The sequence below is a fragment of the Flagellimonas profundi genome, from assembly GCF_017313275.1.
Classification (GTDB): Bacteria; Bacteroidota; Bacteroidia; order Flavobacteriales; family Flavobacteriaceae; genus Flagellimonas; species Flagellimonas profundi.
In genome coordinates this window covers 769,149-781,296 of the sequence record NZ_JAFLNM010000001.1, presented here as the reverse complement: position 1 = coordinate 781,296, position 12,148 = coordinate 769,149, and the positions used below count along the sequence as shown (strand labels likewise).

General features: G+C 39.7%; 19 protein-coding genes. All 19 read right to left on the bottom strand.

Annotated elements, in window-relative coordinates; translation table 11 throughout:
- Nucleotides 1-11: 11 nt before the first annotated feature.
- Nucleotides 12-530, bottom strand: a complete 519-nt coding sequence (locus J0654_RS03555) for a helix-turn-helix domain-containing protein (protein ID WP_237685880.1) — start codon at nucleotides 528-530, stop codon at nucleotides 12-14.
- A 58-nt stretch (nucleotides 531-588) separates the two neighbouring features.
- Nucleotides 589-786: a hypothetical protein gene (locus tag J0654_RS03550; protein ID WP_207026328.1), complete on the bottom strand. Its 198-nt coding sequence runs from the start codon at nucleotides 784-786 to the stop codon at nucleotides 589-591.
- Between the two features lie 95 nt (nucleotides 787-881).
- Entirely contained in the window at nucleotides 882-1,043 is a 162-nt protein-coding gene (locus tag J0654_RS03545; protein ID WP_207026327.1) for a hypothetical protein, read from the bottom strand.
- 67 nt (nucleotides 1,044-1,110) lie between these two features.
- The gene (locus J0654_RS03540; RefSeq protein WP_207026326.1) at nucleotides 1,111-1,824 is read right to left on the bottom strand and encodes a PepSY domain-containing protein; all 714 of its coding nucleotides are present in this window, start codon (nucleotides 1,822-1,824) and stop codon (nucleotides 1,111-1,113) included.
- Nucleotide 1,825: 1 nt separating this feature from the next.
- Entirely contained in the window at nucleotides 1,826-2,407 is a 582-nt protein-coding gene (locus J0654_RS03535) for a DUF2911 domain-containing protein (RefSeq protein ID WP_207026325.1), read from the bottom strand.
- 6 nt (nucleotides 2,408-2,413) lie between these two features.
- Nucleotides 2,414-2,893 carry a DUF4440 domain-containing protein gene (locus tag J0654_RS03530; protein ID WP_207026324.1) on the bottom strand — a complete coding sequence of 160 codons (480 nt, stop codon included), beginning with the start codon at nucleotides 2,891-2,893 and terminating at the stop codon, nucleotides 2,414-2,416.
- Nucleotides 2,880-3,470 carry a potassium channel family protein gene (locus J0654_RS03525; protein WP_207026323.1) on the bottom strand — a complete coding sequence of 197 codons (591 nt, stop codon included), beginning with the start codon at nucleotides 3,468-3,470 and terminating at the stop codon, nucleotides 2,880-2,882. Before J0654_RS03525 ends, J0654_RS03530 begins: the two co-directional genes overlap by 14 nt.
- 14 nt (nucleotides 3,471-3,484) lie before the next feature.
- Nucleotides 3,485-3,631: a hypothetical protein gene (locus J0654_RS03520; protein ID WP_207026322.1), complete on the bottom strand. Its 147-nt coding sequence runs from the start codon at nucleotides 3,629-3,631 to the stop codon at nucleotides 3,485-3,487.
- Nucleotides 3,632-3,795: 164 nt separating this feature from the next.
- Entirely contained in the window at nucleotides 3,796-4,323 is a 528-nt protein-coding gene (locus J0654_RS03515; protein ID WP_207026321.1) for a hypothetical protein, read from the bottom strand.
- A gap of 115 nt (nucleotides 4,324-4,438) precedes the next feature.
- Nucleotides 4,439-4,957 (bottom strand): DUF3347 domain-containing protein, encoded by a 519-nt coding sequence (locus tag J0654_RS03510; protein ID WP_207026320.1) that lies wholly within the window; start codon nucleotides 4,955-4,957, stop codon nucleotides 4,439-4,441.
- Nucleotides 4,958-4,966: 9 nt separating this feature from the next.
- Nucleotides 4,967-5,419: a heme-binding domain-containing protein gene (locus tag J0654_RS03505; RefSeq protein WP_207026319.1), complete on the bottom strand. Its 453-nt coding sequence runs from the start codon at nucleotides 5,417-5,419 to the stop codon at nucleotides 4,967-4,969.
- Entirely contained in the window at nucleotides 5,420-6,022 is a 603-nt protein-coding gene (locus J0654_RS03500) for a DUF3347 domain-containing protein (protein ID WP_207026318.1), read from the bottom strand. It abuts the gene before it with no gap.
- A 21-nt stretch (nucleotides 6,023-6,043) separates the two neighbouring features.
- On the bottom strand, nucleotides 6,044-6,514 hold the full coding sequence (locus tag J0654_RS03495; RefSeq protein WP_207026317.1) for a DUF302 domain-containing protein: 471 nt from the start codon (nucleotides 6,512-6,514) through the stop codon (nucleotides 6,044-6,046).
- A gap of 9 nt (nucleotides 6,515-6,523) precedes the next feature.
- The gene (locus tag J0654_RS03490; protein WP_207026316.1) at nucleotides 6,524-6,910 is read right to left on the bottom strand and encodes a DUF302 domain-containing protein; all 387 of its coding nucleotides are present in this window, start codon (nucleotides 6,908-6,910) and stop codon (nucleotides 6,524-6,526) included.
- Nucleotides 6,911-6,914: 4 nt separating this feature from the next.
- Entirely contained in the window at nucleotides 6,915-7,106 is a 192-nt protein-coding gene (locus J0654_RS03485) for an SHOCT domain-containing protein (protein WP_207026315.1), read from the bottom strand.
- 56 nt (nucleotides 7,107-7,162) lie between these two features.
- Nucleotides 7,163-7,723 carry a hypothetical protein gene (locus J0654_RS03480; RefSeq protein WP_237685879.1) on the bottom strand — a complete coding sequence of 187 codons (561 nt, stop codon included), beginning with the start codon at nucleotides 7,721-7,723 and terminating at the stop codon, nucleotides 7,163-7,165.
- A gap of 32 nt (nucleotides 7,724-7,755) precedes the next feature.
- Entirely contained in the window at nucleotides 7,756-9,075 is a 1,320-nt protein-coding gene (locus tag J0654_RS03475; RefSeq protein ID WP_207026314.1) for an APC family permease, read from the bottom strand.
- 2 nt (nucleotides 9,076-9,077) lie between these two features.
- Nucleotides 9,078-11,321 (bottom strand): multicopper oxidase domain-containing protein, encoded by a 2,244-nt coding sequence (locus J0654_RS03470; RefSeq protein ID WP_417948535.1) that lies wholly within the window; start codon nucleotides 11,319-11,321, stop codon nucleotides 9,078-9,080.
- A 364-nt stretch (nucleotides 11,322-11,685) separates the two neighbouring features.
- Nucleotides 11,686-12,141 carry a hypothetical protein gene (locus J0654_RS03465; protein ID WP_207026313.1) on the bottom strand — a complete coding sequence of 152 codons (456 nt, stop codon included), beginning with the start codon at nucleotides 12,139-12,141 and terminating at the stop codon, nucleotides 11,686-11,688.
- Nucleotides 12,142-12,148 lie beyond the last annotated feature (7 nt).

Here is a 12,148-nt window from a genome sequence, read left to right as displayed (position 1 = left end):
AATGGTAGAAATTAAATATCATCTAAAGATTTTCTATTTTGAATGGCACCTTTCTTAAATTGGGTAGGTGTCATTCCGGTCACTTTTTTAAATTGGTTGCTCAAATAGGCTATACTACTATAGTCTAACTGATAGGCTATTTCTTTAAGGTTGACTTCATCATAAACAAGCAGTTCTTTGACCTTTTCAATCTTTTGATGGATGATATATTGCTCAAAGGTGATGCTCTCGACTGATGAGAATAAGGAGCTTAAATATTTATAATCTAGATTCAGCACATTGGCAATGTATTCGGGCCATTTGACCCCTTCCAATGATTTAGAACCATGAACCTTTTCTATTACCAAATTTTTCATCTGTTCGATGAGCTGGCTTTTGCGATCATTGATAATGGTAAAACCTACTTTTTCAAGTCTATGGTTTAAATCTTCTTTGATTTCACCCATAAGCTCCTCTTTTAAGGTTATTTCACCCAAAGAAACGGTTGTGTACGGAATCCCCATTTTGTCCAGAATACCTTCTACTGCCATAATACACCGTGGGCAAACCATATTTTTTATATACAATACTGTTTTCACAACATAAAAATTAGGCGCCATATTTAGCTCTGAACTCCCATATCGCTTTAAAGAAAATAGCAATTAGTGCTAAAATAAAGAACAACACCAAGGCCAAAATACCATATATTTTTATCCTCCTGTCCTTTCTTTCTTTTTCAGGATTTGGTTTGACTTTTTTTAGATTCCTTTCTTCCTTTCTTCTTCTCCTCCGAATCTCACTCATCATCAAAAAATTTTAGCAATCATTTCTGAACTATTCCATCTGCAATGATTCATCAGGGTAGGCTATGGCCATAGCCCACCATCATAATTCTGGAATGTTTACTTTCCTAACAGGGCACCTAGAATAAGCGTAACCAATATGTGTACGGCAAACAGTATTAAAATTGAGATAAAAACATACAGGCCTTCCTTGTGCCATGAAACTCTTTCCGAAGGCAACAATTCCTGCTCTTTTTTCTTATCCTGCCCCTTATCTTTCATCTTTAAGAATTTTCCTTTTTAAAAACTTTGGTTTTTCAGTGCAATCTGGTTAATCTTCGTCCATACATCAATCAACTTTTCTTACCTTCTTTAATCTTCTTACCGTAGGGGAACTAATAAACCATAACAAGAATCCACTGAGCACGGTTATCAGCCCCAAAAGTGAAAAGCTTCGAAGCAATAACGTATTGAAATTGTCCCTTGTATCATAATCCATGGTGTGGGTCATCCAGAGAAAATCGAACCAGCGCCAATTGCGGTGTCGAACCGTTTGAAACGCACCATTTTCAACCGCTACATAAGCCTTTAGGTTCTGTGGGGTATTGTACGAGATTTCGTATGCGGGCAAGGGCCTGCCCCTATACTCGTGGTGGTCGCTTACTGTGTTTATCACTTGGATATCCGACACTTTCAACTCAGGTAGCATATATCTTTCCGCAACCTGTAAGGCCTCTTGTTCCGTGACCTTTGTTTTTAATTCTCCAGTTTTTGCATTGTATAGTTGGGCTTCATTGATCCAATAATAGGGTTCTCCAGCAATTTCCAACAACCGCAATGATTCTATTGGATCCTGTAGTTGGAGACTTTGTGTGCCCAACAGGTTGCTGAATCCGGTTTGGCTTACTTTCTCCTTTTTGAAATGGTCTCCATGTATCTCGTCAATGTCCGTCCAGCTAAAATATATTCCGCTGATGGTCCACATCAGAAACTGGATTCCTAAGAAAATTCCAAGATACCGATGTACTTTTCTTATTTTCAGGGCTGAGTGCCTATTTACCATATTATTGATTTACCTTAAAGTTGAATTTTATAGATACTTTCTCCCAACTCAATGAAATTGTACCTTCTTTTTCATTAACCTTGTTGATTTGATATTCAAGATGTTCGGTTACTTCATCTGAAATCACGGGTCTTACCTTAAAACGAACAACATCTTCCTTCTCATCATACTCATCTTTTCCGTGTTGGTTCCAATTGGAATTGAAAACGATGGTCCATTCTTCTTTTGACGGAATCGTAAAAAACCCATATTTCCCGGCCGGAAGTATTTTGTTGTTGATTACCAAATCTTTGTTTGTTTCAATCCAAGTAGCCATATGCGCTCCTGCCTGCCAGACTTGGTCATAAGCCAATAAACCGCCAAAAATAATTCTATCCCTAACCCCTGGTGATGAATAGTCTATGTGTATGTGAGCATCACCTATCATTGTCATTGTTGAAGTATGGGGGCTCAATACTTTTTTTGGTGGTTCGGGTGTTGTTGTTTCTTTTGGCTGTTCTGGCAATGGCTCGGTTTTCTTCTCTTTACAACTGGTAATAAGAAGAAGACCGAACACTATACTAATTGAAATATATCTACTCATCGGTTGTTACTTCGTATTTCTTGAAGATGAATGGGTTTTTATTATTTTCCATTTTCCATCTATTTTTTTAAGGATTGAGGTGGCCACCCCTTTTCTGTTAATAATACGGGGCGATGCGCCTTTTTCAGATTGCAGCTCTATGGTATAGGTGTACGTTTCCGTAGTAAAGGCATAAGGAAGACCTACCTCGACTTGAATGGTATAGTCGGAGAATTCAAATCGGTTGAAATGTGACAGTTCGGGCCCTAGATGATGCTCAATATAATTGGCATAGGTGCCTTCAATGCCACCTTGCTCGTACACTTCTGAATCAACCGAGAACAATTCAAATGTGCCTTCGGTGGTTTTGTTTTCCAAAGCACTTTTATAGGCCTTCATAACCTTTATGATAGCCTCTTTTTCCTGTGATATAAGCTGTTCCTGGGCATTTGCTGAGACAAGCATTATTGTTAGAATGCTAGTCAAGATGATTTTAGATGTTCTCATTTATTTTGGTTTTATCGTTACTGTTTTCCTCTTCCCCGACATGGATCCGATTGATATTGGCAATGCCAAATACCAAGACAAAGAATCGCAACACTATCTCCAGCATGGCCAAAAACTTGCCCTCTAGTGAAAGGGGCACCACATCACCGTAACCAACGGATGAAAAGGTTATAAGGCTGAAATAAAGAAATTCAAAAAACAAGGCAAAGGTGGAATCATAGCCTATGTTACCTATCTTAAAACTTTCGTTATCAATTAAATAAATTGCAAAAAAACCAGTGGCAAAGGATAGTACTATAAGGGTTATGAGCAAGCCGAACAATACCAAGACATGGCTAAGCAAGTGACTTTGACCAATAATTTTGGAAAGTTGGTTGAATGACAGCCTAACAATAAAAAATGATTTTAGCAGTGCCATAACAACCACTATCTGAATCCACACGGTTTTGGACATAATTTGTGGTAGCACCACCTCAAAAAGCCCAAGTGCTGATACCAAAACAATGGTAGGCAATGCTTTTAAAAATAGTTGACGGTAAAAAGCGTTGCCATGTGTTATGTTTTCAGTGTGTTCCATAGCCAAATTTCAATTTAAAATCCCATGCCAAGCATTTGGAAAATCAGAGCGGCCAAAAACAACAGTGCGGCCAACATGTAAATAGAATAGGCAAACCACTTTTTCATTTTAGAAGTGAATCCGCCTTTTGCACCAATATCGTCGCTACAACAATCTTTCATTGTTTCTTTCTAATTGTGCCTGTCAAGGGAAGGGATGCCAACACTAACCATCAATCAAAACCTCCCCTCCCATAACAGGACTTTGTCCTTATAATTTTGCCTAGGTAGACACCTACATTGTCAACTAACTAACCAACCATTCATGCTTTCAATGCGATAGCTACCTAGGACTTTTTCATCTTTTTTACCACAGCTGAAAATATCAGCCATGGCAATAGCGCAAACTGTACCACAGGAGACACCCCTACTTTTACAAAAGGAAGGAGAGGCATGTTGGCCGCATAGGCCCAATCTCCCCTACCTGTATGCCATATTTCAGCCAAAATTGCACCTATGGTTCCAACAGCAATTAGCAGTACCAGCCTTTGAGTGTTCAATCTCCCGATCCAAAAAAGGTCTTTGTAAACTATTGCAAAACCAAAAAAAAGCAAGAGCACCATGAGCATATCGGCAACCGATGCGAGGGTACAAAATGCAATGTGCTTCAAGTCATATTCGAACCCTTCGTACAAAGTGCCATGGGCAATTTCCCAAAGCAGGTTGACCGTAAAAGCAGTGAAAGCTATGTTGAGTACGTACCGCCGATATTCTTTTACATCGGTGACTTTCCCCTTAAAATGAACATAAGCAAATACTACCAATAGAAGAACAATGGTCGGGATGATAAGAATAGCTATGCTGAGTGTATCCATACTTGGTTCAGGCTTCTGGTTTTGATTACAAAAATTTCGTGCTGTACCTGCTAGGGGAAGGGCTTCATTAACTAATCGCCCTCTCAAATCTTCCCTTCCCCAACAGGTGAGCCTATCATTGGATTACTTCTTCTATCTTTCCACAATTCAACATTCGCGCTCCATAATACGGATTACGGATATCCTCGATGGACGAAAGCCAATAAGCTCCTTCTTTAAATGCCATCGGGCAATAGTCCTTATAGATTTTGCCTGATTTTATGCTACTCCTCACAATAGATTCCATTGCTTCGCTCAATTTTGAAAATGCCTTCCGCTGCGATTGCACATCATCGGTTTCCGCTATCTGGGCCGAAACTGCCAAAGCTGTTTCCGCTCCCTCAATTTTAGCAAGGGCTTTGCCCAACATCATCGCCGCTTTCTTGGCATCGCCTGGGTTGGACCCGACCAAATCATTTTTGAGATGCTCATAATGTTCATAGGCATCAGCAACATTTTCATCGCTGAATTCGACCACTACCTGTTTCTTTTCCATTTTACTATGGTCGTGGTTCAATTGTATCTTCTGCTGGGCACTTGAAATCGTGGCTCCTGTCAAAAGAAAACAAGCCAATATCATTCTAATATTATTCATTGCTGTACTTTATAGACTATCTTTAAGTTTTGTCATAAATCCAATTAAGGTCTTTTTTTCTGCATCTGACAACCTTGCCTCACCATGTATCAGGGTATAGGAGGCCAAGGGCATCTCACCCTCTTCCACTTGGCTGACAATGGACCTTAACTTGCTCTTTTTGCGCCGCTCAGAGTAATCGTCCCACTCGTTGAAGTTCAGTTCTGCCTTTCCGTCTTCGACATGGCCCTGCAAAAACCAAGCTATGGGCTGTACCTTATTGTACCACGGATAGTTAGTGTTGTTGCTGTGGCAGTCATAACAGGAAGTCTTGACCATTTCCTCCAACTCCGTAGGGACATTGTTGACCAGCATAAAATCGGTGATCGGAACCATGTCGCTTTGGTTGCGGTTGGTGGGAAAGAACTGAATTATCACAAACCCAATGAGCAGGACAATCCCTATGAGTTTTAGCGCTTTCATTTATTTGATTTCCTTCTGTACCTCTCCGCAGGTCATCATCTTGCTTCCATAATAGGGATTCTTGATCTCTTTGGAAGCACTTAGCCACTGCGCCCCTTTGTTATTGTTGTACATAGGGCAATAGGCCTGATAAAGCGTTCGATCTGAACCTGTGATGGCCAGAAGGTCAATAATGTCTTTACTCAAGACATCAAAATGTTCACGTTGGTGCCCGATATCACTTTTCGCTATATGTTCAGCATGTTCTGTGGCATCTTCAACGATGTCTCTCAACTCATCTTGCTGCTCATCTCCGAACTTGCCCATATCAAAGCGCTTTAGACTGCTTTCCAACTTTTCACCCGCCTTTGCGGCCCCATCTTTGTCATCGGACACAAGGGCATTTTTGAGCGTGAGATAGTCGGCAATGACCTCAGATGACATCATTGCCATTTCGCCATGGTCCATCTGCGAATGGTCTTCCATGGTACCGCTGTCTTCCATTTGTTCCATATGGTGGCCATCTTGGCTTTCTTGCTCTTTTTTCTTGTCTTTACAAGATGTGACCGATAGGGCGATGATCGCCATGGCCAAAATTCCAGTTGTTGCGTTTGCTTTTTTCATTTTGATTTGATTTAAGGATTATTATAGTTTGACATTGGTCGGTCCGATATTGCTGAGGACCTTTTCCAGATTTTCCTTCGTTTTCTTCGCTATTTCTTCAACATCTTTCTTGAGGGAAGATGACCAGGTAACGGAGGTGTCCTCCATCGAAACCTCTACCACTGATTTATCTTCTACTTCTTTTATGGTCACGTTACAGGGAAACAGAATGCCCATTTGAATATCATTAGCAATCAGCTCAGATGCAGTATTTCGGTCACAGACCAATAGAATAAAGTGATTGGGCATATCTTTCATTATTGACCCCAAATATTCCTTGACATCAAATTCCGATACGATATCGAGACCTGATTTCTTGAGCTGATTCTTTACATTATCAATTGCTTCCTCAAATGTCAGATTGTATCTTCGCGTGACACAATAGCTCGTATTCATACTTTCACGATAATTTTGTTGGGCAGTCTTTTTTTTGTGCTCTTCGTTTTTAGCCATAAGTATTTTTTAAAGACGATCCACTATTTCCTCCAACTTGGACTTTATTTCTTGGGCTACCTCATTCAGTTCTTCATTTTCAACTGCTTGCATTGAAGCTATCGGATTTATTGCTGCCACTTCTACGTTATTATCGTCAATTTGTTGCACAATGACATTGCAGGGCAGCATGGTACCTATCTTATCTTCTGCCTCCAACGCCTTGTGCGCATAGGGGGGATTGCAGGCACCTAGTATTCTGTATTTTTTAAAATCCACGTCCAGTTTCTTCTTCAAGGTTTCTTTGACATCAATTTCGGTCAAGATGCCAAAACCTTCTTTCTTCAATTCTTCCGTTACCTTATCGATGACGCTTTCAAAGTCTTCGTTTAGGGTTTTGCTGAAATAATAATTCATCATCTCAATTTTTAGTGTTCAACGTTTTCTTTTGTTCCTCATACTCTTCTTTGGATATTTCGCCTTTGGCAAAACGGTTATCGAGGATATCCATGGGATTTTCAGTATTCCTGTAGCGTCTTCTATTTAGTCCGTTGTACATAAAAACGGCCAATATCAAAACGACCGGTATCAATATCCACCACCACATCATCATAATTGCAATATTTTATTGTTATTTTCTGTTTTCAATCCCGCACGGCATTCGGGAGCTTACTCTCCTTTATTTTTCATTTTTTCTTTCATCTTTTTCATCATCCCTGGATTTTTTTCCATCATTTTCTGCATCATTTCTTCCATCATATCAGGATTCTCATCCATCATATTTTTCATTCTTTCTTTCATGTCTTTTTTCATCATTTCATTATTATGCATTTTTTCCATCAGCATCTTACGGCCCTTTTCACTTTCCATCATCCTATCGAGCATTTTGGACTGCATCTTTTCCTTCATTTCAGGGTTCTTTTCCATCATCTTCTGCATATGGGACTGCATTTTTTCCTTCATTTCGGGGTTTTTGTCCATCATCGCTTTCATATTTCCAGATTCCATCTGCTCCATATGGGACTTCATGAGTATTTTCTTGGCTTCTTCGTTTTTTCTAGCCTCACTAAGGAAATTGGTAAACTGGACCGGGTTTGAAATAATCTCTTGGTAAATGGCATTCTTATTCTCCTCGACCTGCATGGTCTCGGCAGCGTTAAAGGTTGATTTGCAACCTACCATTGTTCCTATCAATACAATTGACATCAAAATTTTTACTGTTGTTTTCATCATTCTCATTTTTAAAGGTTCATACATCATTCTTATATATTTTTATTCTCTTTCCCGTTGTTTTTATTCCGTTTCAAAAACCACTTCTCACCGAAATAAATTAGTACCATCAATATTGCTGCAACAACTACTACTAAAATGTCACTACTCGCTTTTATCCATAAAAAAGCTCCAAGAACGACTGCGTCGAGAAAAATTGCAGTAATCAAAACGGCAGGATTGGCCTTCACATCCTTACGAAGGTTTTTAAACACCCCCCAATGGATTCCTATATCCATAATCAAATAAAATATGGCACCCAATGAGGCAATTCTCGTAAGATCAAATAGAACGGTCAAGGTTATAGCCAGAACCACTGTATAGACCAGCATGTGCTTTTGAAGCCTGCCCGGCATTCCAAAATGTTCATGGGGAATCAATTCCTTTTCGGTCAGCATTGCAGTCATTCTTGATACTGCAAAAATGCTGGCAATAACCCCTGATATTGTCGATACGATAGCAATACCAACTGTAAACCAGAGTCCATATTTTCCGAAAGCAGGTCTAGATGCTTCCGCTAATGAATAGTCCTTAGCTTTTATAATTTCATCAATAGAAAGGTTTGATGAGACTGCAAAGGCCACTAACATATATACGACCGTACAGATAAGCAATGATATGATGATGGCTCGACCAACATTTTTATTTGGATTGACAATTTCACCACCACTATTGGTGATTGTCGTAAAACCTTTGTAAGCTAAAATTGATAACGCCAGAGCACCTAGATAGTTGGTTACAGGATATTCAGTTAGACTCTCTGATGGAACTACTTCTGAGAATGAAAATCCTGCTGCCCAAAGCCCACCTATGGCAAAAATGGCTATACCCCCAATTTTGAGGATAGCCATAACTAAAGAAGACTTTCCAATAATATTGTTACCAGATATATTGATAAGAAAGGCAACAACCAACAGTACTACCCCTAAAATGGGCACCCATATACTATTTTCTCCTATATCAAATAACTGTAATGTGTATGAACCAAAAGTTCGGGCTACCAAACTTTCGTTAATGACCATAGACAGCGCCATTAATAAAGCCCCTGAAGCAGTCAGCGCGCTTTTACCATATATCTTTTTTAAATACATAGCGATTCCTCCGGCAGAGGGATAGGCGTTGGACATTTTAACGTAGGTATAGGCACTGAAACCTGAAATAATGGCGCCTATCAAAAATGCATAGGGAAACCATTGTCCAGATAATTCAGCTACCTGACCTAATAATGCAAATATCCCTGCACCAATCATCACACCTGTACCTAACGATACAGCACCTGTTAAACTGAGACTATTTTTTTTATACTCTGCCATATTTAAAATCGTACTAATAGACCGCCACCCCAACCATATCGGTTGTTATAGTTACCCTGTATTGAAAAATTTCTAGAGAGGATATACGAAAGACCTACCAACCATTGTGTTTCACTTTCATAAGAGCTATCTCCTAAATCATTAACCCATCCAAAGTCTGCTCTATATTCGTATTCGCCTTCCAGAAAAATTCTTGGAAAAATCAATAGTTCTCTGTCCAAGCGTATTCTTGGGCGTAGCTGGTTATCCATGCTCACATCTACATTGAACCTATAAGGCGTAAAGTATTTTACACCAATAAGACCAACTGTATTGAACTCATCGAAGGAATTTGGTATTTCGGTTTCGGTATTAACACCCACATAGAGACGCACCCAATCATTGAGATACCTATTGTAATTTACTTCAGCTTCAAGATTTTTGTCATAATCGAATTCTGCTCTCAATCCAAATTCGTTACGGATATTGCTAGAGGTTAAAAAGAGTTCATTAAAGTTTGAACCTGCACGCAACAATCCCCAGGAATAATAATGGTCTGTTTCATCAATGAGTTTTTGAACAGGAAAATCTTCCATTCTTTCATCCCTTGGGGTATCATAACTAAAAACCCTTGCCATACCTCCCATCATATGATATAGGACGTGACAATGAAAGAACCAATCACCGTACTCTTCGTTGTAGAACTCTATGACAACTTTCTGCATTGGTGGCACATTAACGGTATGCTTCAATGGCGAACGTTCACCATTTTCGTTAACGACCCTAAAATAATGACCGTGCAAATGCATTGGGTGGTGCATCATCGTTAGGTTGTTAAGTGTTATTCGGGTTACTTCGCCACTTTTAATTTTTATTTTATCGGTTTCTGAAAGTGGTACGCCATTCATACTCCATACATAGCGTTGCATATTTCCGGTCAGGTTCAACAGAATGTCATTTACGGGTAAGTCGGCCTTGAATGTGGTATTTTCGGTTGCCTTCAAAAAATCATAGTTGAAATAGGTTTTACGTGTGCTGTAATCGAAAGACACGGTGTCCTTTTGCATCATAGACATATCGTGACCCATATGGTCGTTTGCCTTCATATCCATTTGATTACCCATTTTGCCATCCTTCATATCCATATTCATCCCGTACTTCTGCATCAAGACTTCCGGTGTTTTCTTTTTTTTGTTGCCCACCATTGCAGGGGCTCCCATTTTCATATCCATTTTGGCCATATCCTTCATCATCTCTACTTTATCAGGCCTGCCAATTCTTTTGGCTGGATAGAGGGTGCCATTACCTAATTGTATAGAGGTATGACCAGAACCATCTTGAGCCGTTGCAGTAACTTCTAAGGTGCCTTCGGGGATTGTGACAATAACATCATACGTTTCGGCTATACCAAATAGAAATCGGCTTTTGGACACTGGTTGTACATCAATGCCATCACTAGATACCACCATAGGGTTTCCGCCACCAAAATCCAACCAATAATAGGTAGAGGCCGATGCGTTGATGAAGCGAAGCCGTACTTTTTCACCTGGCTTGAATTCTGGATACCCCGCCAATTTTTTACCGTTGGACAAAAATGCGGGGTAATAAATGTCTGCAATGTCAGCACCTTCCATACGGTCTCTCCAAAATTTAAGCTGGGCACCAAGAGCTCCTTCTGAAATGACCCTGCTAAGAGGAACCGCAGTACCTTTTTTAACTTGATACCACTCATTACCTCTTTTAAGGTTTCTCAATACATTCATTGGTTTTTCATCGGTCCAATCGGATAAAACCACCACCAAATCTTTATCGTATTCAAAGGTTTTTTCTTTTGGGTGAATGATAATAGACCCATAAACACCCTTTTGCTCTTGTAACATTGTATGGGAATGGTACCAATACGTGCCCGATTGGTTGATTGGGATTCTGTATTGAAAGGTTGTTCCTGGTTCAATGGGCGGTGTGGTTAAATAGGGTACACCATCGTAAAAATTGGGAAGTATCAAACCGTGCCAATGCACTGAGGTTTCTTCATCCATTTTATTGGTTACGTTGATTATGGCAAGGTCTCCCTCATCAAATTCTAGTACAGGTCCTGGAATACTACCGTTGATGGACATTGCTTTTGCACTTATACCACCAAGTGTCATTTTATTCTCTTCTATAGTGAGATTATATTCCTTAATAGGCCGTCCTTCTTCCTTCCTATCCGAACCGTTTGTGCCTACTTGGGCAATAATTCCCGAACTTGAAATGAGGAGCCCCATTAACATTGTAATTTTCCTTAACATATTTTTCATTTCATTTTTCAAATTCATAATACCTCTTCGTTTGTATCTCTATTGGCTTGATTGATATTGAAGTTGTCTCATTTACTTTCTCTGTTCGTAATAAAACATAGGGTTTGAACGCCCCATCTTTTCAATCAAAGCTTTTCATCGCTCTGAACGGTCCAACCATCCTTTGAACCTGCCCACGACCAACGATATCATCAACACCAGGATACCAAAACCCAAAGCCAACCAGTATATGTCCATTATTTCATGTTTTGTGTTCTTTTCCAATCATTTTTATCCATTTTTCTGTAAGATGGTAATAGAAAAAATTTCAATTTTGCTATGGAGACTTCTCTTAATGGTTCATTCGGCCAACTTCTTTAAACTTTAAAAAATTCTCCTCTGATTCAAAGTAGGCCACCTTACCATCCATGCCCATTAGAACAATAAATGCCTCGGTTTTATCTACCCGTTGTTTGCTAAACGGGTCAAGCGCTGTTCTAGCTTCATCATGTTCATTCAACGTCTTAACACACATCTGGCAACAACCATAATAGGTCTTCCCGTTGACGGGTACAGGCATCTGTATTTTTCCCATATAGGCATCGTTTACCATACAGACTAGTTCAGTGGGCACCTGGGAACCTACCTGATAATTTTGGGTCATCTCCTTCTTAGGTTGTGCCTCTTCCACCTTATTCTGGGCCGTTGTCGGACTTGGGGTCTCAGAAATCTTTGTTCTCTTCGCTTCGGTATTACAGCCCATTAGAGTAATGATAGCGAATGCAGTAATAATTATATGCTTTGTCATAATTTTT

What these genes read in the sequence shown, in the direction of transcription:
- J0654_RS03555 (WP_237685880.1), bottom strand. Translation starts at nt 530, where the DNA reads ATGGCAGTAGAAGGTATTCTGGACAAAATGGGGATTCCGTACACAACC.
- J0654_RS03550 (WP_207026328.1), bottom strand. Translation starts at nt 786, where the DNA reads ATGATGAGTGAGATTCGGAGGAGAAGAAGAAAGGAAGAAAGGAATCTA.
- J0654_RS03545 (WP_207026327.1), bottom strand. Translation starts at nt 1,043, where the DNA reads ATGAAAGATAAGGGGCAGGATAAGAAAAAAGAGCAGGAATTGTTGCCT.
- J0654_RS03540 (WP_207026326.1), bottom strand. Translation starts at nt 1,824, where the DNA reads ATGGTAAATAGGCACTCAGCCCTGAAAATAAGAAAAGTACATCGGTAT.
- J0654_RS03535 (WP_207026325.1), bottom strand. Translation starts at nt 2,407, where the DNA reads ATGAGTAGATATATTTCAATTAGTATAGTGTTCGGTCTTCTTCTTATT.
- J0654_RS03530 (WP_207026324.1), bottom strand. Translation starts at nt 2,893, where the DNA reads ATGAGAACATCTAAAATCATCTTGACTAGCATTCTAACAATAATGCTT.
- J0654_RS03525 (WP_207026323.1), bottom strand. Translation starts at nt 3,470, where the DNA reads ATGGAACACACTGAAAACATAACACATGGCAACGCTTTTTACCGTCAA.
- J0654_RS03520 (WP_207026322.1), bottom strand. Translation starts at nt 3,631, where the DNA reads ATGAAAGATTGTTGTAGCGACGATATTGGTGCAAAAGGCGGATTCACT.
- J0654_RS03515 (WP_207026321.1), bottom strand. Translation starts at nt 4,323, where the DNA reads ATGGATACACTCAGCATAGCTATTCTTATCATCCCGACCATTGTTCTT.
- J0654_RS03510 (WP_207026320.1), bottom strand. Translation starts at nt 4,957, where the DNA reads ATGAATAATATTAGAATGATATTGGCTTGTTTTCTTTTGACAGGAGCC.
- J0654_RS03505 (WP_207026319.1), bottom strand. Translation starts at nt 5,419, where the DNA reads ATGAAAGCGCTAAAACTCATAGGGATTGTCCTGCTCATTGGGTTTGTG.
- J0654_RS03500 (WP_207026318.1), bottom strand. Translation starts at nt 6,022, where the DNA reads ATGAAAAAAGCAAACGCAACAACTGGAATTTTGGCCATGGCGATCATC.
- J0654_RS03495 (WP_207026317.1), bottom strand. Translation starts at nt 6,514, where the DNA reads ATGGCTAAAAACGAAGAGCACAAAAAAAAGACTGCCCAACAAAATTAT.
- J0654_RS03490 (WP_207026316.1), bottom strand. Translation starts at nt 6,910, where the DNA reads ATGAATTATTATTTCAGCAAAACCCTAAACGAAGACTTTGAAAGCGTC.
- J0654_RS03485 (WP_207026315.1), bottom strand. Translation starts at nt 7,106, where the DNA reads ATGATGATGTGGTGGTGGATATTGATACCGGTCGTTTTGATATTGGCC.
- J0654_RS03480 (WP_237685879.1), bottom strand. Translation starts at nt 7,723, where the DNA reads ATGAAAACAACAGTAAAAATTTTGATGTCAATTGTATTGATAGGAACA.
- J0654_RS03475 (WP_207026314.1), bottom strand. Translation starts at nt 9,075, where the DNA reads ATGGCAGAGTATAAAAAAAATAGTCTCAGTTTAACAGGTGCTGTATCG.
- J0654_RS03470 (WP_417948535.1), bottom strand. Translation starts at nt 11,321, where the DNA reads ATGGGGCTCCTCATTTCAAGTTCGGGAATTATTGCCCAAGTAGGCACA.
- J0654_RS03465 (WP_207026313.1), bottom strand. Translation starts at nt 12,141, where the DNA reads ATGACAAAGCATATAATTATTACTGCATTCGCTATCATTACTCTAATG.